This window comes from Corallococcus caeni, from assembly GCF_036245865.1.
Lineage (GTDB): Bacteria > Myxococcota > Myxococcia > Myxococcales > Myxococcaceae > Corallococcus > Corallococcus caeni.
This window is the reverse complement of record NZ_BTTW01000004.1, coordinates 302,005-321,632: the sequence shown is the minus strand read 5'-3', so window position 1 is coordinate 321,632 and position 19,628 is coordinate 302,005. Positions and strand designations below refer to the sequence as shown.

Annotated in this window: 15 protein-coding genes; 4 read left to right on the top strand and 11 right to left on the bottom strand. The window is 70.3% G+C overall.

Annotation, left to right across the window (positions count from 1 at the left end; genetic code table 11):
• The first annotated feature begins 18 nt into the window (after window positions 1-18).
• The gene (locus AABA78_RS19530) at window positions 19-1,617 is read left to right on the top strand and encodes a bifunctional metallophosphatase/5'-nucleotidase (protein WP_338264607.1); all 1,599 of its coding nucleotides are present in this window, start codon (window positions 19-21) and stop codon (window positions 1,615-1,617) included.
• A 60-nt stretch (window positions 1,618-1,677) separates the two neighbouring features.
• Here AABA78_RS19530 and AABA78_RS19525 read toward each other — a convergent pair whose 3' ends face one another.
• The 3 genes from AABA78_RS19525 to AABA78_RS19515 are packed head-to-tail and all read right to left on the bottom strand — an operon-like array spanning window position 1,678 to window position 5,219.
• A complete protein-coding gene (locus AABA78_RS19525) occupies window positions 1,678-2,457 on the bottom strand; it encodes a YdcF family protein (protein ID WP_338264605.1) in 780 nt (259 codons plus the stop codon).
• Window positions 2,458-2,474: 17 nt separating this feature from the next.
• Window positions 2,475-4,313: a serine/threonine-protein kinase gene (locus AABA78_RS19520; protein ID WP_338264603.1), complete on the bottom strand. Its 1,839-nt coding sequence runs from the start codon at window positions 4,311-4,313 to the stop codon at window positions 2,475-2,477.
• 60 nt (window positions 4,314-4,373) lie between these two features.
• Window positions 4,374-5,219 carry an NAD(+)/NADH kinase gene (locus tag AABA78_RS19515; protein ID WP_338264601.1) on the bottom strand — a complete coding sequence of 282 codons (846 nt, stop codon included), beginning with the start codon at window positions 5,217-5,219 and terminating at the stop codon, window positions 4,374-4,376.
• A 121-nt stretch (window positions 5,220-5,340) separates the two neighbouring features.
• Here AABA78_RS19515 and AABA78_RS19510 point away from each other — a divergent pair, with 121 nt between their 5' ends.
• Window positions 5,341-6,678: a replication-associated recombination protein A gene (locus AABA78_RS19510; RefSeq protein ID WP_338264600.1), complete on the top strand. Its 1,338-nt coding sequence runs from the start codon at window positions 5,341-5,343 to the stop codon at window positions 6,676-6,678.
• A 43-nt stretch (window positions 6,679-6,721) separates the two neighbouring features.
• On the opposite strand, the gene AABA78_RS19505 is transcribed toward AABA78_RS19510, so the two are convergent.
• The 3 genes from AABA78_RS19505 to AABA78_RS19495 form a co-directional block, all read right to left on the bottom strand.
• Entirely contained in the window at window positions 6,722-8,194 is a 1,473-nt protein-coding gene (locus AABA78_RS19505) for a sigma-54-dependent transcriptional regulator (RefSeq protein ID WP_120579725.1), read from the bottom strand.
• A complete protein-coding gene (locus AABA78_RS19500) occupies window positions 8,191-9,771 on the bottom strand; it encodes an ATP-binding protein (protein WP_338264596.1) in 1,581 nt (526 codons plus the stop codon). Before AABA78_RS19500 ends, AABA78_RS19505 begins: the two co-directional genes overlap by 4 nt.
• A gap of 166 nt (window positions 9,772-9,937) precedes the next feature.
• The gene (locus tag AABA78_RS19495) at window positions 9,938-10,888 is read right to left on the bottom strand and encodes a diguanylate cyclase (protein WP_338264594.1); all 951 of its coding nucleotides are present in this window, start codon (window positions 10,886-10,888) and stop codon (window positions 9,938-9,940) included.
• A gap of 137 nt (window positions 10,889-11,025) precedes the next feature.
• Here AABA78_RS19495 and AABA78_RS19490 point away from each other — a divergent pair, with 137 nt between their 5' ends.
• Together AABA78_RS19490 and AABA78_RS19485 are read left to right on the top strand one after the other, a co-directional pair.
• Window positions 11,026-11,814 carry a glycosyltransferase gene (locus tag AABA78_RS19490; RefSeq protein WP_171420844.1) on the top strand — a complete coding sequence of 263 codons (789 nt, stop codon included), beginning with the start codon at window positions 11,026-11,028 and terminating at the stop codon, window positions 11,812-11,814.
• A gap of 8 nt (window positions 11,815-11,822) precedes the next feature.
• Window positions 11,823-12,659, top strand: coding sequence for a ChbG/HpnK family deacetylase (locus tag AABA78_RS19485; RefSeq protein ID WP_338264593.1), 837 nt, complete (start codon window positions 11,823-11,825; stop codon window positions 12,657-12,659).
• 207 nt (window positions 12,660-12,866) lie between these two features.
• Here the strand turns inward: AABA78_RS19485 and AABA78_RS19480 are convergent, their stop codons facing one another.
• The 5 genes from AABA78_RS19480 to hemE all read right to left on the bottom strand — a co-directional run bounded on the left by AABA78_RS19480 (window position 12,867) and on the right by hemE (window position 19,532).
• On the bottom strand, window positions 12,867-13,526 hold the full coding sequence (locus AABA78_RS19480) for a class I SAM-dependent methyltransferase (RefSeq protein ID WP_338264591.1): 660 nt from the start codon (window positions 13,524-13,526) through the stop codon (window positions 12,867-12,869).
• Between the two features lie 67 nt (window positions 13,527-13,593).
• Window positions 13,594-14,733 carry a mannosyltransferase family protein gene (locus tag AABA78_RS19475; RefSeq protein ID WP_370469473.1) on the bottom strand — a complete coding sequence of 380 codons (1,140 nt, stop codon included), beginning with the start codon at window positions 14,731-14,733 and terminating at the stop codon, window positions 13,594-13,596.
• Window positions 14,734-14,832: 99 nt separating this feature from the next.
• Window positions 14,833-17,070, bottom strand: coding sequence for a fatty acid oxidation complex subunit alpha FadJ (gene fadJ / locus AABA78_RS19470; RefSeq protein ID WP_338264589.1), 2,238 nt, complete (start codon window positions 17,068-17,070; stop codon window positions 14,833-14,835).
• Entirely contained in the window at window positions 17,070-18,371 is a 1,302-nt protein-coding gene (gene fadI / locus AABA78_RS19465) for an acetyl-CoA C-acyltransferase FadI (protein WP_338264587.1), read from the bottom strand. Before fadI ends, fadJ begins: the two co-directional genes overlap by 1 nt.
• 117 nt (window positions 18,372-18,488) lie before the next feature.
• Entirely contained in the window at window positions 18,489-19,532 is a 1,044-nt protein-coding gene (gene hemE / locus AABA78_RS19460) for a uroporphyrinogen decarboxylase (protein WP_338264586.1), read from the bottom strand.
• Between the last annotated feature and the right edge of the window lie 96 nt (window positions 19,533-19,628).

Here is a 19,628-nt window from a genome sequence, read left to right as displayed (position 1 = left end):
CAAGAGAACGACTGTCCGATGACGAAGAAGACCGTGAGCACCTGGGCGGTGCTGCTGCCGCTCGCGCTGGTGCTGGCCACCCGTTCCGCCGGGGCCGCCGGGACCACCGAGCCGGCGCCTCCCGCTGACACCGTCCGCCTCACGATCCTCCACCTCAACGACGTCTATCAATTCCAGCCCACCGCCCAGAACCGGGGCGGCCTGTCGCGCGTGGCGACGCTCAAGCAGCAGGCGCTGAAGGAGTCGCCGCACGTCCTCACGCTGCTGGCGGGCGACACCCTCTCGCCGTCCGTGGAGTCCTCCGCGGAGGTGGCGGGCGAGGCGCTCAAGGGCAAGCAGATGATCGACGCGTGGAACGCGCTCGGGCTGGACTACGCCACGGTGGGCAACCACGAGTTCGACTTCGGGGACGACGTGCTGCGCGCGCGCCTCCAGCAGTCGCGCTTCCCGTGGCTGGGCGCCAACGTGATGAGCGTGAAGTCCGGGCAGGTGTTCGACGGGCTCAAGGCGTGGGACGTGCGCGACGTGGGTGGCGTGAAGGTGGGCATCTTCGGCGTGGTGCTGCCGGAGACGCAGACGTCGTCCAAGCCGGGCAAGGACACGCGCATCACGCCGTTCTGCGAGGCGGCGAAGCGCTCCGTGGAGGAGCTGCGGGCCGCGGGCGCGCAGTTCGTGATGGGGCTCACGCACCTGGCGGTGGCGCAGGACCGCGAGCTGGCGAAGTGCGTGCGCGTGGACCTCATCATCGGCGGGCACGACCACGACCGCGTGGAGGAGACCGTCGCGGGCACGCCCATCTTCAAGCTGGACGAGGACGCCATCGACCTGGGCCGCCTCACGCTGGACCTGGACGCGAAGACGGGCGCGGTGAAGAAGCTGGCGTGGAAGGTCATCCCCATCACGTCGAAGACGCCGGACGACGCGGCGTTCAACGAGCAGATGAAGGCCTATGCGCCGCTGCTGGCCACGCTGGCGGAGCGCGTGGGCCGCTCGCCGGTGGCGCTGGATGCGCGCAGCGCGCAGAACCGGCTGGCGGAAACGAACCTGGGCTCGTTCCTGGCGGACGCATTCCGCGAGGCGACGGGCGCGGACGTGGCGCTCGTCAACGGGGGCGCCATCCGCGCGGACCGGGTGCTGCCCGCCGGGAAGATGACGCGGCGGGAGCTGTACTCGCTCATGCCCTACCGCAACGAGCTGGTGGTGCTGATGGTGAAGGGGGCGGTGCTGCGCGAGGCGCTGGAGAACGGCGTCAGCCTGAGCAGCGTGGACGGCAAGCCGCCCGGCCGCTTCCCACAGGTGTCCGGCCTGCGCTTCACCTACGACCTGCGCAGGGCGCCGGGCGCGCGGGTGACGAAGGTGGAGGTGAAGGGCAAGCCGCTGGACGACGCGGCGGTGTACCGGCTGGCCACGTTGAGCTTCGTGGCGCAGGGCAACGACGGCTACTCCATGTTCAAGGACCTGCCCGCCGTGCCCAGGGGCCTGGAGGTGTCGCCGTGGGAAGCGCTCGGCACCGCGTTCCGCACCGGCAAGCCCGCGCCGCGCGCGAAGCCCCAGGGCCGCATCGCGCTCGTCGGCGCGCCCCCGGGCGGCCTGCACGCGCCGCCGTCGATGAAGTAGCGCGAGGGCCCCGCCGGTCCTACTGTCGGACAGGTTCGCGCCGCATGAGGCCCGAGGCCCCTACCGCCAGGGCGCGGTCCAGCCCCGCAGCCGGTACACGAGCCGCCCCGCCAGTTCGCGCAGCATGTCCGTGCTCTGGTTGAGCGCCCCCGACCGCGGCAGCCAGCTCATCTTCGCGGGCGGCAGCGTCGAGGAGCGGAGGTCCACCGCGAGCGTGTCCGCGCGCACGCCCACCGCCGCGAAGCAGCCGGCCGCGCGGGGCAGGTGCGCGGCGCTCGTCACCAGGAGCAGCGACTTCCAGCCGTGGGCCCGCACCAGCGGTGCTGATTGCAGCGCGTTCTCCCGGGTGTTGCGGCTGCGGCCCTCCTTCACGATGCGCTCGGGAGAGATGCCCCAGTGCTCCAGCTGCGCGGCCAGCACGTCCGCCTCCACCACCGCCTCCGGCCTCGCGTCCAGGTTGCCGGCGGTGATCAGCACCTGCCGCGCCCGGCCGTCATGCAGGAGCTCGAAGGTGCGCATCATCCGCTCCGGCGCGGCGTTGTACTCCGGCTGCCCCGAGCGCTCCGTGGCCGCCGCGTCCAGCCCTCCCCCCAGCAGGATGACCGCGTCGTAGACGGTGTCCGGCCGGTACGTGCTCACCGCGTCCGCCTCCGTCGCCCGCGTCAGCAGCGCCACCGTGGGCTCGATGGAGAAGCCGTACAGCACGCCCAGCGCCGCCAGCTGCGACGCCACCGACAGGCGCTTCCACCGGCGCAGCACCACGCCTCCCACGCCCAGGAGCAGCGCCCAGGTGAGCGGCGACAGCAGCAGATCCAACAGCTTCGACAGGAGGAGGAACATCGCCGTTCGCGGGACTACTACCGGGCCGTCTTCGCGTGAAGGTACTTGCGCGCCTCGGCGGCGGCGAGGCCTCGCGGCCGCAGCTCCAGGTAGCGCTGGTAGCCCTCGCGGGCCATGGCGTCCCGGTCCGTCAGCACGCCCACGCGGCCCAGGCCCAGGTGGCACTCCGCGGCGGTCTCCTTCAGCTCCAGGCACTTCCAGAACTTCTCCCCCGCCGAAAGCGCACTGCCCGCCCCGAGCAGCTCCATGCCCTGCGTGTACGCCACCCCCGCCTCGCTGGACTGCGACATCCAATCCCAGGCCTCGCGCGATTCGCCCCGGGCGTTCACCGGGGGCCGCTTCCGGACTGGCGCTTCCGCCACGGGGTCCTTCACCCGGGCCTCCACCACCGGCTCCGGCGGAGGGGGCGGGGGCGGCAGCCGCTCCAGCGTCACCTGCACGCGCTCCGGCACGGCCGCCTGCGACACGGTGGTCGACCAGGGCTGGTACCCGACGAACCGCAGCTCCAGCGTGTGCGAGTCCTCTCCCGAGGCGACGTTCAGCGCCGTCGGCGTCATCCCGACCTGCTTGCCGTCCCAGCGCACCTCCGCGCCCGGAGGCACGGACACCACCTGGAGCCTGCGCGAGCGGGGCTCCGACACGTCGGGCATCACCGCCCGCCCCACGAAGAAGAGGACCGCCGCCGCGATGACGGCCGCCCAGACCCAGCCCGGCACCCCCGCGCCCATGTCCGCCGCGGGGCTGCCCCCCACCAGCGCCCCGGGCACGTGCTCCTCCGGGAACGCCGTCGCGTGCGCGCGGTGCACCGAGGAGGCCCGCTCCGGCTCGTCCGCTCCGACCGGGCTCCCCTCCCCCGTCCACACCGTCACCTGGCGCAGGAAGGACGCCGGGATGCGGGGCGGCTGGCCCGCGAGCTTCAGCTCCTCCTCGAACAGCCAGGCCATCAGGTGGCGCAGCGTGGACGCGGGGAACAGCGGCGCGCGGTACGCCAGCCACTCCGCCAGCGCGCGTTGGAAGTCCTCCGCGCTCGTGAAGCGATCATCCCGCCGGAGCGCCAGCGCCCGCGACACCAGCGCGCCCAGGGACGGATCCAGGTCCGGCACGTACGCCTGCGTGGGCGTCAGGTCGCCCGTGGCGATGCGCTCCATCACCGAGCCCGGGTCCCCTTCCGTGGGCCTGCGGCCGGTGAGCAGCTCGTAGAGGACCACGCCCGCCGTGTACACGTCCGAGCGCGCGTCCAGCGCCTCCGCCCGCGTCTGCTCCGGGGACAGGTAGAGGTACTTGCCGCGCACCACGCCGGCATCCGTCTCCGGCCGCCCGGCCAGCTGCGCCTTCGCGATGCCGAAGTCGGTGAGCTTCACCTCGGCCTCGTAGCTCACCAGGACGTTGTCCGGCGACACGTCGCGGTGCACCAGCCCCAGCGGGCGGCCCTGCTCGTCGCGGCGCGTGTGCGCGTGGTGCAGGCCCTTGCAGACCTCCACCATCAGCTGCACCGCCAGCGGCGCCGGCAGGTGGGCCATCCCCTTCAGCTTCGAGCGCTTGAGCACCTTGGACAGGGGCTGCCCGTCCACCCACTCCATGGCGAGGAAGTACTCCCCCTCCTCCTGCCCGAAGTCGAAGACCTGGACGATGTTGCCGTGCGACAGCCCCATGGAGATGCGCGCTTCGTTGAGGAACATCCGCACGAAGGCGGGGTCCTGCGCGTAGGGGTCCCTCACGCGTTTGATCACCACGGACCGGGACACGCCCTCCGCCACCGTGAAGCGCGCGCGGTGCACGACGGCCATGCCGCCGGCCCCCAGGCGCTCCAGCAGCTCGTACTTGCCAAAACGCGTCGTGTGCCCACCCGTCGTCACGGGCCGGACGCTACCGCACCCCTCGCACCGGAGGGGAGCCCCACCCCCGGGCCCGGAGGCTCAGCGCTCGCCCCAGTGGAGCTTCTGCCGGAGGATGGTGAAGAAGGCCACGTGCGGGTTGCGCACCAGGCCCACGCGGTTGGGCGAGCGCACCACTTCAATGCAGTCCCCGCCCTGGAGCGAGTGCCCCGTCTGCCCATCCAGCGTGAGGTACGTGTCCGCCGTCTCGCTCTTCAGCGTGACGCGGATGGTGCGGTCCGCCGGCACCACGATGGACCGCTGGGTCAGCGCGTGCGAGCAGATGGGCGACAGGATGGTGCAGTCCACCGACGGGTGCACGATGGGCCCGCCCGCGGACAGCGAGTACGCCGTGGAGCCAGTGGGCGTGGCCAGGATGACGCCGTCCGCCTTGTACGTGGTGATGGGCACCCCGTCGATGGACGTCTCGTGGTCCGCGATGCGCGCGAGCGCGCCCTTGTTGATGACCACGTCGTTGAGGATCTCATCCTCGATGAGGACCTTGCCCCCGCGCAGCAGCCGGCACGACAGCTTCATCCGCGAGTCCACGTGGAAGTTCCCCGCCAGCACGTCGTCCAGCCGGCTGAAGAGCTCCTCCACGGAGATTTCGGTCATGAAGCCCAGGCTGCCCAGGTTGACGCCGATGATGGGCACGTTGCGTCCGCCCAAAAGGCGCGCCGCGTAGATGAGCGTGCCGTCACCGCCCAGCACCACCACCGCGTCCGCGCGGGCCGCCAGCTCCCGGTCCTCGATGCGCGGCCAGTTCAGCGCATGCGCCAGGGCGCGGTCCGCCAGCACCGTCAGGGTCGGGTGGCGCTGTTGGATTTCCGCAGCCAGGACCACGGCCCGCGGGGTGTCTCGCTTCGCGACGATGACCAGGGTCTGCACGCCCCCCGGGTTCTAGTCCAGCCGGCCAACCGTCCTCCCCAGGAAAATGACGCACCTGCCCAGCCCCTGACATCACAAGGGGGCGCCACCGGGCGGCCGGGACGCTAGGTTTGAAGGCCCCATGGACCTCTTCGACCACGCCAGCCAGAAGGAACAGGCCACCCTGGCGCCGCTCGCCGAGCGCATGCGCCCCACCTCGCTCAGCGAGTACCTGGGCCAGGAGCACCTCACCGGCGAGGGCCGCTTCCTGCGCCGCGCCCTGGAGAGCGACCAGGTGCCCAGCCTCATCCTCTGGGGTCCGCCCGGCACCGGCAAGACGACGCTCGCCCAGCTCGTCGCGCGCTCCACGGGCGCCGCCTTCGAGACCATGTCCGCGGTGCTCGCGGGCGTGAAGGACATCCGTGAGACGGTGGCCCGCGCGCAGGACCGCTGGAAGCTGAACCGCCAGCGCACGCTCCTGTTCATCGACGAAATCCACCGCTTCAACAAGTCACAGCAGGACGCGCTGCTGCCCCACGTGGAGAAGGGCACCGTCACGCTGATTGGCGCCACCACGGAGAACCCCTCCTTCGAGGTGAACGCCGCGCTCCTGTCGCGCTGCCGCGTCGTCACGCTGCGCGGGCTGGAGCAGGAGGAGCTCATCGCCGTCATGCGCCACGCGGTGGCGGATCCACGGGGCCTGGGCGGCAAGGTGACGGTGGACGACGCGGCGCTGGAGTTCATCGCGGACGCGGCCGGCGGCGACGCGCGCAAGGCCCTCACCGCGCTGGAGGCCGCGGCGGCGTACGGCGGCAAGGCGGTGGACCGCAAGGTGGCGCAAGAAGCGCTCCAGCAGAAGATGCTGCTCTACGACAAGGGCGGCGAGGAGCACTACAACGTCGTCAGCGCGTTCATCAAATCCATGCGCGGCAGCGACGTGGACGCCGCGCTGTACTGGATGACGCGCATGCTGGAGGCGGGCGAGGACCCCGTCTTCATCTTCCGCCGCATGGTCATCTTCGCGTCGGAGGACGTGGGCAACGCGGACCCGAGAGCGCTGGGCGTGGCGGTGGACGCGCTCAGGGCCTTCCAGCTCATGGGCCTGCCGGAGGGTACCCTGCCCCTCACCCAGGCCGTGACGTACCTGGCGCTCGCGCCCAAGTCGAACGCCGTCATCGCCGCGTACGCGGCCGTGCGCGAGGCCGTGACGAAGGAGGGCGCGCTGCCGGTGCCCATGCACCTGCGCAACGCGCCCACGAAGCTGATGAAGTCGCTGGGCTACGGCGGCGGGTACAAGTACCCGCACAACTTCGAGGGCAACTACGTCCCGGAGGACTACCTGCCGGAGGCCCTGCGCTCGCGCTGCTTCTACACCCCGACGCGCAACGGCTTCGAGGCGGAGCTGTCCGAGCGATATGAATCCATCCAGCAGCAGCTCGCCGCGCGGCGCGGCGAGCGGGAGCCCGGGGAGGACGGCTGAAGCGTCGTCACTCCCCGAAGGGCCCCGTCAGGACACGGCGTTTTCAGGACACCGCTTCGAGGACGGGGCCCGGCCCGCTGTCCGAGTCCGGCCCCTTGGGCGAGCGCGGCTTCATGCTGCGGCCGGCCACCTCGTACTGCTTGAGCAGGCGGCGGAAGTTGGAGCGGTCCACGCCGGCCGCGCGCGCCGCGCTGGACACGTTGTGGTTGTTCTTCTCCAGCAGCGCGGAGAGATAGCGACGCTCGAAGGCGCGCATGGCCAGGCGCTTGGCCTGGGCGTACGGCAGGTGCGCCAGGCTGAACACCTCCACCGCCGAGTCGGCCTGGGGCGCCGCCTGGAAGCCGGGCGGCAGGTCCTCCACGTCGATGGCGTCGTTGGCCGTCAGCACCACCGCGCGCTCGATGACGTTCTCCAGCTCGCGCACGTTGCCCGTCCACCGGTTGCAGGTGAGAGCCTCCATGGCGCGCGGGCTGATGCCGGTGACCTTCTTGTCCGCCTTGCCGGTGTAGACCTTGAGGAAGTGGTGCGCGAGCAGCGGCACGTCCTCCGGGCGGTCGCGCAGGGGCGGCAGGTCGATGGTGATGACGTTGAGGCGATAGAAGAGGTCCTCGCGGAACTTGCCCTGCTCCTTCGCGCGGGACAGGTCCACGTGCGTGGCGGCGATGACGCGCACGTCCACCTTCACGGGCTCGTTGGCGCCCACGCGCTTCACTTCACCCTCCTGGAGGACGCGCAGCAGGCGCACCTGGGTGGCCGGGGGCACGTCGCCAATCTCGTCCAGGAAGATGGTGCCGCCGTCGGCCGCCTCGAAGAGGCCCTTCTTGTTGCCGGTGGCGCCGGTGAAGCTGCCCTTCACGTGGCCGAAGAGCTCGCTCTCCAGCAGCGTCTCCGTCAGCGCCGAACAGTTGACGGCGACGAACGGCTTGTCGCGGCGGGCGCTGCGGTAGTGGATGGCGCGAGCGACCAGCTCCTTGCCCGTGCCGCTCTCACCCTGGATGAGCACCGTGGCGGTGGAGTGGCTGACGGTCTCCACCAGCTTGAACACGGCGCGCATCTGCGAGGACTGACCGATGAGGTCCTCGAACTGGCTGCGCGCGGTGAGCGCCTCCTCCAGCGCGCGGGTGCGGTCCTTCAGCGCCTTGCGCTCGGCGGCCTTGGCCACCGTGAGGCTCACCTCGTCGATGTTCTCGAAGGGCTTGGTGAGGTAGTCGTACGCGCCCGCCTTCACCGCCTCCACCGCCGTCTCCACGGTGGCGAAGGCCGTCATCATGATGACCTCCACGTCCGGGCGGTCCGCCTTGATGGCGCGCAAGAGGTCCATGCCGGACAGGTGCGGCATCTTGATGTCGAGCACCACCACGTCGATGGACGGGTCCTTCGCCGCCGCGAGCCCCTCCACCGCGTCGTCGATGGCCACCACCGGGTGGCCTTCCCGCTGGAGGATCTGGGTGACGGCCTTGAGGACGACGGAGTCGTCATCGACGACGAGGACCTTGGCGCGCTTGACTTGGTTCACGGCAACCTCTCGAGCTGCAGGGGAATGGGCAGGAAGACGGTGAAGCGGGAGCCCTGGCCCACGTGGGTGTCCACCTGGAAGGTGCCCCCGTGGTCCTGGACGATGCGATAGGCGATGGACAAACCCAGGCCGGTGCCCTCGCCGGGCGGCTTGGTGGTGAACGACGGCTCGAAGATGCGCGGCAGGTGCCGCTCTTCAATGCCCGTCCCGGTGTCCGTCACCGCGAAGAAGGTCCGGTCGCCCTCGCGGCCGGTCTCCAGCGACAGGCGCCCTTCCGCCCTGGGCAGCGCCTGGAGGCCGTTCTGCAGCAGGTTGAGCACCACCTGCGCGAGCGTGCCGGGATCCCCGTACACCTTGGGCAGCCCGTCCTTGAGGCCCAGCTTCAGCTCCACCTTGGGCATGGACTTGAGCTGCGCGCGGAAGAGCACCGCGGCGTCCTCCACGCACTTGGACAAATCAAAGAGGCGGCGGTCCTCCACGCGGCTGTGCCGGCTGAACTTCAGCAGGCTCTCCACGATGCGCTTGCAGCGCAGCGCGCTCTCTTCAATCAGCTTCAGCGACTCCAGGTCGCCCTCGCTGCGGCCCGCGTCGCGGGACATCAGCTGCGCGAAGGCGAGGATGCCACCCAGCGGGTTGTTGATTTCGTGCGCCACGCCGCCCGCGAGCTGGCCCACCGCGGCCATCTTCTCCGTCTCGATGAGCCGGCGCGTCATGGCCTGCTCCTCGGTGACGTCGCGGTAGGTGCACACCGCGCGGTCGTCGCCGGCGAACGGATACGCGGCCACCACGTAGCTGCGCCCGCCCTGCTGCACCTCGCCGCGAGCGCCCTTGCCCGTCTCCATGGCGGAGGGCAGCGGGCAGCCCTGGCACGGCGTGTCCCGGCCGAAGAGGTACTGGTGGCACGGGACGTCCGAAGGCACCTCTTCGATGGAGCGGCGGGCCACCTGCGCGTAGGCGACGTTGGCCCGGCGCACCGCGAAGTCCCGCGCGCGCACCACCGCGAGCGGCGTCTCCATGCAGTCGAAGGACAGCTCCCACTCGCGCTTCGCCGTGGACAGCAGGCGCGTGCGCAGGGCGACGCGCTCCTCCAGCTCCGCGTTGAGCTGCTTGAGCTCCGCGTTCTGCTCCTGGGTGACGCGGTAGAGCCGGTCGTTCTCCGTGTGGAGCGCGTACTGCTCGAAGGCGCTCTTCACCGTGAGCACCAGGTGGCTGTCGTTCCAGGGCTTGGAGATGAAGCGGAAGATTTCGGAGCGGTTGATGGCCTCTTCGATGGCCTGCTGATCCGCCTGCCCCGTCAGCATGATGCGCTGGGCGCGCGGCTCCTGGAGCTTCACCTGGGTGAGGAACTCCACCCCGTTCATCCCCGGCATGCGGAAGTCGGAGATGACGACCTCCGGGTGGAAGCGCTCCAGCGTGCGCAGGCCGGCTTCCGCGTCCGTCGCCGTCTCGATGTCCCACTCACCGCGGCGCAGCACCCGCCGGATGGACTTGAGGATGTTCTCCTCGTCGTCCACGAGCAGCAGCCGCCCTCGGGCGACCGGGTCCTGCGCCTGCGCTTGAGCTCCCAGGGTTCCCATGGACTTTCCGGAGTCCGACATTTGCAATGGCCTTGCCAAACCCGAGATTTGGATAAACCCCGGCAATCACGCCCTTTTTCAGAGACATGACAAAAAGGGGCAAGGTCATTGTAGACCCACCGCCCCCAACAGGGTCAAACAGGACCCCGGGTTTTTGACCCCTGGGTCAGCCTGCGCGTGAAGGCGGCGTGGAAAACAGGGGTGCGGGGGGGTGGAGACAGATGCGGTCCCGGCCCTCGCGCTTGGCGCGGTAGAGGGCCTCGTCCGCGGTGAGCAGCAGCTGCTCCGGCGTGAGGATGGCGCGGTGGGGGAAGCTGGAGATGCCCAGGGAGGCGGTGACGCGCAGGGCGCCCTCCGGACCCGCGTGCAACTCGTTGATTCCCTTGCGGATCCGCTCCGCCACGGTGAGGGCGCCGGGCAGGTGGGTGCAGGGCAGGAGGATGGCGAACTCCTCCCCGCCGTAGCGGGCCACGAGGTCCGTCTCCCGGACGCTGTGCTGGAGGGAGGCGGCCACCTCCCGCAGGACGCGGTCCCCGGCGCCGTGGCCGTGGGCGTCGTTGACGTTCTTGAAGTGGTCCAGGTCCACCAGGATGAGCGACAGGCTCTCGTCGTAGCGCTGAGAGCGGCGGAACTCCTCCCGGAGCCGCTCCTGGAAGTAGCGGTGGTTGTGGACCTGGGTGAGCCCGTCCGTCACCGCCAGGCGCCGCAACTCCTCCACCTGGGAGTGAAGCGACTTCAACCGGGAGTGCGCTTCGAGGCTCCGGTAGAGCCTCAAGCGCAGCTCTTCGTCGTCCCAGGGGGTCAGAATCACCTCAGCCCCCCTGCGCAGGGCGGCGAGGCGCAGGGCCCGGTCCTCCGCGGGGGCCAGGACCACCACGGCGGGTCGGGCCGCCGGTGGCGGTGGGGTGAGGGCCTCCAGCAGCCCCCGGGCCTGCGCCTCGTCGGGGCCGCCCGAGCAGAGCAGGACGCCGTCTACCTCCTGGGTCAGCCCCAGCGCCTCCTGTCCGGAGCGCGCCACCCGGAGGGCGAAGTCCTCCGGGCCCAGCGTGCGCACCAGGTGGGGCAGCAACGCCTGCGAATCGTCCACGACCAGAAGCGTGTAGGGCTGGGCTTTCACCGTGTCCCCGTAAAATGATGATTACGCGGTACTATACGGGTTTGTCACGAGAAGGGCCATGACGTTTGCCAGCGCGTTGCCCCTCTGGTAGCGAGCGCCCGTTTCCTTCTGGACGGAACGCGCGCGACATGACGACCGTGGCCAAGTACCCGAGCATCAGCCTCTTCTTCCCTGCCTGGAACGAAGAGGACTACGTGGAGCGCGCCGTGAGCCGCGCCCTGGAAGTCCTGCCGAAGCTCACCGACGACTTCGAAATCATCGTCGTCAATGACGCCTCCACGGACCGGACCCAGGAGGTCTGTGACGCGCTGGCCGCGAAGGTGCCCCAGCTCCGGGTCATCACACACCCGGTGAACCTGAAGCTGGGCGGGGCGATGCGCACGGGGCTGGCGGCGAGCACGAAGGACCTGGTGCTGTACTCGGACATCGACCTGCCGTGGGACATGCGGGAGCTGGAGCGGGCGCTGCACCTGATGGACTACCTGGAGGCGGACATGATCTGCGCCTTCCGGTTCGACCGCACGAGCGAGGGCCCCAAGCGCATCGTGTACTCGTTCGTCTACAACCTGCTCATCCGGGCGCTGTTCGACATCCAGATCAAGGACGTGAACTTCAGCTTCAAGCTGATGCACCGCCGGGTGCTGGAGTCGATGGAGCTCAAGAGCCAGGGCTCGTTCATCGACGCGGAGCTGGTGGTGAAGGCCATCCGCAAGGGCTTCCGCGTGTTCCAGATGGGCGTGGACTACTTCCCGCGCACGCGCGGCATCTCCACGCTGGCTTCGCCGTCGGTCATCCTGAAGATGGTGAAGGAGCTGGTGAACCTGTACCCGGAGACGCGCTCGCCGCCGCCGCCCTCGAAGCCGGTGCGCCTGCCGCCGTCGGTGCAGCAGCTGCGCTCGGTGCCGGGCCATGCGGGGCGCGGGTAGGGCTTCTCATGGCGTCGCGCACGCGCCTCATCGTCAACGCGGACGACCTGGGCCTGCACCCGTCGCTGGACGCGGGCATCCTCAGGGCGCACCGCGAGGGCATCGTGACCAGCGCGACGCTGCTGGCCATGGGGCCCTCCGCGGCGGAGGCCGTGGGCAAGGCGAAGGCGCAGGGGCTGGCGGTGGGCGTGCACCTGGCGCTGTCCACGCGGCTTGCGTGCGCGGCCCCCGCGGAAGCCGTGCGGACGGTGGCGCCGGAGGGGCGGCTTCGGGGCAGCTGGGCGGACTTCGCGAAGGCGTGGCTGACGGGGCGGGTGCGGCGCGAGGAGCTGGAGCGGGAGCTGTCCGCGCAGCTGTCCCGCGCGCGGGAGCTGGGCGCGAAGGTGGACCACCTGGACGGGCACCAGCACCTGCACCTGTTGCCGGGGGTGCGGTCGGTGGTGGAGGGGATCGCCGCGCGCGAGGGCCTGCCCCTGCGGTGGCCGGATGCGCTGCCTCGCGCGTCGTGGCTCCGGGCTCCCGGGCCCGCGTTGAAGACGACGGTGCTGGCGGTGCTGGCGCGCACGGCGCCCCGGGCTCGGCAGGGCGTGCGGCGGGTCAGTGCGGGCGGGGTGTTCGAGGCGGGCCGGCTGGATGAGGCGGCGCTGCTGGGGGTGCTGGATGCGCTGCCAGCGGGGGACTTCGAGCTGGGGTGCCATCCCGGTGAGGGCGCGCCGCATGTGCCGGAGGACCCGGCGTGGAGGTATGGCTGGGACGCGGAGCTGGCGGCGCTGACGAGCCCCCGCGTGAAGGCGAAGCTCGTGGAGCGGGGCATCGCGCTCGCGAACTACGGCGAGCTGGGCTGACGGCTGCTCGGCAGGGCCCGGTCGACCCAGGCTGTGCTCTCAGATGAGAAGGTGAGAGCCCAGTTGGACCTCCCCGGCGGCGGCGCAGCTCACGAACTGGTCCGACTGTCGGACCAGTTGGGACGACCACGGCTGGCTGCCCTGCCCGGCGACCCAGTGCCGCGGAACCTGTCCGACTGTCGGACAGGTTTGGAAACGCGAGCGCCGTCAGCGGGCTTCGGCGTCGTAAAGCAGGTGCGGCGTCGTATAGCCCTCGCCCAGGCCGACCACCTCACGCACCTCGAAGCCCGCGTCCCGGAGCAGCCGCACGCCGTCCACTCGCGGCTTGAGGACCATTCCGCCGCTGGCCTTGGTGCGCCCCAGGAGGGACACCATCACCCACTCCTGTGCGAGCGCCTTGGCGTGCTTCCAGGAGCGGTCGCCCTCCACCTCCTTCAACAGGAAGCGGCCTCCGGGCTTGAGCAGACCGCGCACGGACTGGAGGAAGCCGGGCCACTTCGCCTCCGGCAGCAGGTACAGCACGTCGCAGACCACCACCGCGTCGAGCGTGTGCGGCTGCGTCTTCGCGAGCTGCTCCACCGAGCCCACGTCGAGCGTCACGTTGGGCAACCCGGACAGGGCCTGCCTTGCCCAGTGCACCTTGCGCTCATCCAGGTCCACGCCGAGCACCCGGCGCTCCGGCACCGCGAGCGCCATCACCGCGGACAGCAAGCCGTGCCCACAGCCGATGTCCGCCACTGTTCCGGAAGGCATGCGCGACGCCACCGCGAGCAGTGGGGCCGACGATGCTCGCGCGTGCACGTGGAAGCGCTCGCTCGCGGGCAGGTGCGCGTAGAGCTTCAGCGCCTGGTCCATGAGCCCGCTCATGACGTGGCCTCCACGGTCGGGACCACCGGGTTCGCCTCGCGCGTCAGCGCATGCATCCGTCGCTCGCTCATGACACGTACTCCGCCGCGCCGTACGCGACCGTCAACGCCAGCATCACGCAGGCGAAGCTGGCGAGCACGCCCCACCTCAAACGCGGCTTCTCCCTCAGAAGCAGTGCCAGCGTGAGGAACAGCGGGAAGGCGGCCAGGAGGTAGCGCCCCATGCCCATGAAGTCCTTGCTGGACATGGCGGGCAGTCCCACGATGGCCAGTGTGTACACGCCGTAGCCCCACCCCAGCCGCTTCGCCGTGGGCCACACCAGCGCCAGCGCCCCCACCGTGACGGCCGCGTGCCCGACGAGCCGCAGGCCGTCCGACAGCGACATCTCCCGGCTGAAGCCCTGGAACCACCGCAGCTTCGCCCACGTGCGCCAGCCCGGCTTCTGGTCCCAGCCCGGCGCGGACTGCACCTTCACGAACGCGAACGGTTCACCGAACGCCTTCCACTGGTAGAGCACGTACAGCACGAAGCCCGCCGCCGCGAACACCGGCAGCAGGTCCATCAGGCTCCACTTCTGGCCGCGCTCGTGCTTCCACTCCAGCCGCCGCGCCAGCAGCCCCACCACCAGCGCGGGCGCCACCGGCCGCGCCGCCGTGGCCACCGCCGCGAGCAGCACCGCCCACCCCAGCTGCCCCCGCTCCAGCAGCAGGAACGCGCCGATGATGAGCAAGAGGAACAGCGCGTCCGAGTACATCGCCCCGTAGAGGAAGAACGCGAACGGGTAGAACGCCAGCAGGAGCCCCGCGTTCCGCGCCGCCTCTTCATCCGCTCGCGTGCGCGCCCACAGCGTGAAGACGTACAGCGCGCCCAGGCCGCACAGCATGGTGACGAGCATGCCCGCGATGAACGTGTCCAGGTGCAGCAGGCCCAGGCCGCGCAGCACCAGCGGGTACAGCGGGAAGAACGCCACCGGGCTCTGCTGGCCGGGCGTGTAGCTGTAACCCTCCGTCGCGATGCGCGCGTACCAGCCGGCGTCGAAGTGCGCCCAGCCCAGGAGGACGGGGGCGCCCGGCCACGTCAACCTCGCGGGGCTGTAGCCCTGCGGGAACGCGAGCGCGGACACCGTCACCAGCGCGGTGCACACCACCAGGGCGGCGAGCCCGGCGGTCAGGACAACCCGAGGAGCGGAACGGACCATTCGGGCCATGCCCTTGGTCCAGAACCGCCCCCCGCGTCAAGTCAGGCCCGGAAACGGGGAGAGGACCGTGAGCCGTCCCCTCCCCCGCCCCGGTGCGTCAGGCGGGCTTCAGGCCTCGTGGAAGCCCTTGCCGGCGCGCACCTTCTCCACCAGCAGCGGCGCGGGCGTGAAGCGCTCGCCGTACTTGTCCTGGTAGTGCTCCAGCTTGCGCAGCAGGTTGGCCGGCCCCAGGGCGTCCGCGTACCGGAACGGGCCGCCCAGGAACGGCGGGAAGCCCAGGCCGAAGATGGCGCCCACGTCGCCGTCGCGGGGGCTGCGCAGGATGCCCTCGCCCAGGCAGCGGATGGCCTCGTTCACCATCTGCAGCGCCACGCGCTCCGCCATCTCCGAGGCGTCCAGGGACTTGCGGTCCTTGCCGTGCGGCAGGAGCAGGTAGACCTGCGGGTCCACCTCCTTCTTCTTCCCGTTCTCGTACAGGTAGAAGCCCTTGTTCGTCTTGCGGCCCAGGCGGCCGTCGGACACCACGCCCTCCAGCGCCTTGGGCGCCGCCATGCGCTTGCCGAACGCGGCCTCCATGATGGGGCCCACCTTCTGGGCCACGTCGATGCCCACCTCGTCCAGGAGCGTGATGGGCCCCACCGGAAAGCCGAAGTCCACCAGCGCCTTGTCCAGTTGGACGATGTCCGCACCCTCGGCCAGCAGGTACGCCGCTTCGTTCATGTACGGCGCGAGGATGCGCGACGTGTAGAAGCCCGGCCCGTCGTTGACGACGATGACCGTCTTGCCCTGCTTCTTGCCCACGTCCACGCAGGTCGCCGTCACCCACTCCGCGGTGCCCGGGTGCGTGATGATCTCCAGCAGCGGCATCTTGTGGACCGGGCTGAAGTAATGCATCCCAATCACCTGCGAGGGGCGCTTGCTGCCCTTCGCCAGCTCGCCGATGGGCAGGCTGGAGGTGTTGGACGCGAAGATGGTGTTCTCGCCGGTGACGGCCTCCACCTCCGCGATGACCTGGTGCTTGAGCTTCAGGTCCTCGAAGACGGCCTCGATGATGAGGTCCACCGACTTGAAGCCGCTGTAGTCCGTGCCCGCGGTGATGTTGGACAGCTTCGCGTTCGCCTCGCGATGGGTGAGCGAGCGGCGCTTCACGCGCTCGTCCAGCACGGTCTGCACCTGCTTGAGCGCGCGGCCCGCGCCCGCGTCGTCCCGGTCCTTCACACGCACGGGCACGCCCTGGAGCACGCCGGCCACGTAGGCGATGCCGCCGCCCATGAGGCCGCCGCCCAGCACGCCCACCTTCTTCACCTCGCGCGGCTTCACGCTGGCGTTGGCGGTGCCGTTCTCCTTCTTCAGCGCCGTCGTCGCGAAGAAGATTTCAACGAGCCGCTTCGACACGTCCGTGAACACCAGCTCGCCGAACGCCTTGGCTTCCGCCTCCAGGCCCGCCTTGCGGCCGGACTCCAGGCCCACGCGGATGACCTGCAGCGCCTTCTCCTGCGCGGGGTACTTGCCGCGCGTCTTCTTCAGGAGCGCCTTCTTCGCCTGGTCGAACAGCACCTTGCGGCCAAGGGGGTTGTCCTCCAGCGCGGCCTCCGCCCACAGGTCCTTGCTGATGAGCCCCTGGAAGAGGCCGGCGAGGCCCTTCTTCTTGCCGCTCTGGGCCACGGCCTTGAAGCCCTGGTGCGCGCGCTCCACCTTGAGCGTGCCCGCCGCCAGCTCCGCCGCGCGCTTGAGCGCGAGGTCCTTCAGCATGGGCACGGGCACCACTTCGTCCACGATGCCCAGCTTCTTCGCCTTGGACGGCTTGACGTTCTTGCCGGTGAGGATGAGGTCCAGCGCCGCCTGCGCGCCAATCAGCGCGGGCAGACGCTGCGTGCCGCCGGCGCCGGGGATGAGGCCCAGCTGCGTCTCCGGCAGGCCCACCACCGACTTGGGGCTGTCCGTGACGATGCGGTAGTGGCACGCGAGCACCCACTCCAGCCCGCCGCCCAGGCACGCGCCGTGGATGGCCGCGACCACCGGCTTGGAGAAGGACTCCAGCCGGTCGAACTGCTCGTGCGCGCCGCGGCTGATGGCCTCCACTTCCGCCGGCGTCTTCAGGGTCTGGAGGAAGTCGATGTTCGCGCCAGCGACGAAGTTGTCCTTCTTGCCGGAGATGAAGACGACGGCCTTCACCTCCGGGTCCCGCTCCGCCTGCTGGAGCAGCGTGGTGAACGCGGTGCCCACTTCCGGGGACAGCGTGTTCACCGGCGCGCCCGGCTGGTCCACGGTGATGACCGCGACGCCGTTCGTGACGTCGTAGCTCAAGCCCTGCTTCGCTTCGACTGCCTCTTGCTTGGTCGCCATCACGCACGCTCCAGGATGACCGCGGCGCCCAGCCCGCCCGCGGCGCAGACGGTGCACATCACCGTGTTCTTGTTCCGACGCTTCAGCTCGTTCAGGGCCTGCGTGACGATGCGCGCCCCGGTGGCACCGAACGGGTGCCCCAGGGAGATGGAGCCGCCCGTCACGTTCAGGATGGAGCGGTCCACCTCACCGACCGGCGCGTTGAAGCCCGCCTTCTTCGCGAACTCCTTGGACGCGAGCGCCTGGAGGTTGCTCGCCACCTGCGCGGCGAAGGCCTCGTGCATCTCCACCAGGTCGATGTCCGACAGCTTCATCCCCGCGCGCTTGAGCGCCACGGGCGCCGCGTACGCCGGGCCCTGGAGCAGCTGGTCCCCGGGGTCCGTGGCCGCGAACGCGTGCGCGCGCAGGAAGCCCAGCGGCTCGTAGCCCAGCGCCTTCGCCTTCTCCTCGCTCATGAGCAGGAGCGCCGCAGCGCCGTCCGTCAGCGGGGACGCGTTGCCGGCGGTGACGCTGCCATAGCGGCGGTCGAACACCGGCTTGAGCTTGGAGAGGGCCTCCAGGCTGGTGTCCTCGCGCACGATGTTGTCCTTCGTGGCGGACTGCTCGTACCTGGGCGGCACGAGGACGTGCATCACCTCGTTGTCGAAGCGGCCTTCCTTCCACGCCTTCGCCGCGTTCTGGTGCGAGTTGAACGCGATGAGGTCCTGCTCCTCGCGGGAGATGCCGTTCTCCTTGGCCATCTTCTCCGCGCTCTCGCCCATGGTCTCGCCGGTGGAGTACTCGGCGATGGCGGGGGGCACGGGGATGAGGTCCTTGGCCTTGAGCTTCTGGAAGGGCTTGAGCTTGTCCGGGAGGCTCTTGCCCTTGGACGACGCGGCCAGCGCGTGCGCCAGGGGACGGCTGGTGAAGATGGGCGCGTCGGAGAGGGACTCGGTGCCGCCCGCGATGACGATGTCCGCGTCACCCAGCGCGATGGCGTTGGCGCCCGCCACCATGGACTGGATGGACGTGGCGCAGGCACGCGCCACGGTGAAGGCGTCGATGCGCTTGGGCAGGCCCGCCGCCAGCACGACTTCACGCGCGATGGAGGGCGCGGTCAGCGTGGGGATGACCTGTCCGAAGACGACCTGGTTGATTTCGTTCGGGTCCAGGTCGCTGCGCTGCACCAGCTCCTGGACCACCATCCGGCCCAGGTCCAGCGCCGTCAGGTTCGCGAAGACGGTGCCCGCCTTCGCGAACGGCGTCCGCAGTCCGCGAACGATGGCCACCCGCCGGTGGCCGCTGCGCTTCTCGCTTGCCATGTGTGCCTCACCCTCTGTGAACCGAGTGAGGCGCTTCTAACGGCGGGCAATGCACCGCGTCAACGGCCGATTGATTCTTGAGTCAACTGCTCACCAGAGGGTCGGGCGGGGGCTTGTTCAGCCGAGGGTGCCCTGGCGCAGGGCCGCGCCGTGCTTGTGGACGGCCTCCACGAGGAACTTCGCGGCGTCCGGGTCCGTGGGCGGGAGGATGCCGTGGCCCAGGTTGAAGATGTGCCCGGTGGGGCCGGCGCGGCGGAGGATGTCCTTCACGCGGCCGTCCAGCTCCTCACGCGGCAGGAAGAGGTGGAGCGGATCCAGGTTGCCCTGGGTGGCGACGTCCGGCCCGAGGATGCGGCGGCCCTCGTCCACGGGGCAGCGCCAGTCCAGGCCGATGACGTCCGCGCCGGTGCGCTTCAGCAGCGGCAGGTGCGGGGTCATGTTGACGCCGAAGAGGATGACGGGGACGCCGGTGGCCTTGAGTTCCGTCACCATGCGCGTGAGGTACGGGAGGCTGAAGCGTTCGAAGTCCCAGGGGGACAGCTCGCCGCCCCAGGAGTCGAAGATCTGCACGATGCTGGCGCCGGCCTCCACCTGCATCTTGAGGTACGGGATGAGGGTGTCGGTGAGCTTCTGGAAGAGGCGGTGGGCGACTTCGGGCTGCTCGAAGAGCAGGCGCTTGATCTGGATGTAGCTCTTGGAGCCGCCGCCCTCGACCATGTACGCGGCCAGGGTGAAGGGCGCGCCCGCGAAGCCGATGACGGGCACGGAGTCGTTGAGGGCCTTGCGCGTGCGGCGGATGGCCTCGGCGACGAAGCCGGTGCCCTCCACGGGGTCGGGGACGCCGAGCTTGTCGATGTCCCCGGGGGTGCGCAGCGGGTTGGGGAAGTGCGGGCCCTTGTCCCCGAGCTCCAGGTGGATGCCCATGGCCTCCACGGGGATGAGGATGTCGGAGAAGATGATGGCGGCGTCCACGCCCAGGCGGGTGATGGGCTGGACGGTGACTTCGGCGGCCAGGTCCGGGTCCTTGCAGAGGTCCAGGAACGCGATGTTGCCGCGGATGGCGCGGTACTCGGGCAGGTAGCGGCCCGCCTGACGCATCAGCCACACGGGGGTGGTGTCGGTGGGCTGGCGGCGCGCCGTGCGCAGGAGTCGGTCGTTCACGTCGTCACCTTCGTGGGGTGGGAGGGAGGCGGGAGCTTCACGGCCTGCGGTGTACCCTATCTCCATGACCCGGTTGAACCGCTACGTTCCGGGACG

What these genes read in the sequence shown, in the direction of transcription:
- AABA78_RS19510 (WP_338264600.1), top strand. Translation starts at nt 5,341, where the DNA reads ATGGACCTCTTCGACCACGCCAGCCAGAAGGAACAGGCCACCCTGGCG.
- fadI (WP_338264587.1), bottom strand. Translation starts at nt 18,371, where the DNA reads ATGGCAAGCGAGAAGCGCAGCGGCCACCGGCGGGTGGCCATCGTTCGC.
- AABA78_RS19485 (WP_338264593.1), top strand. Translation starts at nt 11,823, where the DNA reads ATGGCGTCGCGCACGCGCCTCATCGTCAACGCGGACGACCTGGGCCTG.
- AABA78_RS19480 (WP_338264591.1), bottom strand. Translation starts at nt 13,526, where the DNA reads ATGAGCGGGCTCATGGACCAGGCGCTGAAGCTCTACGCGCACCTGCCC.
- AABA78_RS19530 (WP_338264607.1), top strand. Translation starts at nt 19, where the DNA reads ATGACGAAGAAGACCGTGAGCACCTGGGCGGTGCTGCTGCCGCTCGCG.
- AABA78_RS19525 (WP_338264605.1), bottom strand. Translation starts at nt 2,457, where the DNA reads ATGTTCCTCCTCCTGTCGAAGCTGTTGGATCTGCTGCTGTCGCCGCTC.
- AABA78_RS19500 (WP_338264596.1), bottom strand. Translation starts at nt 9,771, where the DNA reads ATGGGAACCCTGGGAGCTCAAGCGCAGGCGCAGGACCCGGTCGCCCGA.
- fadJ (WP_338264589.1), bottom strand. Translation starts at nt 17,070, where the DNA reads ATGGCGACCAAGCAAGAGGCAGTCGAAGCGAAGCAGGGCTTGAGCTAC.
- AABA78_RS19475 (WP_370469473.1), bottom strand. Translation starts at nt 14,733, where the DNA reads ATGGCCCGAATGGTCCGTTCCGCTCCTCGGGTTGTCCTGACCGCCGGG.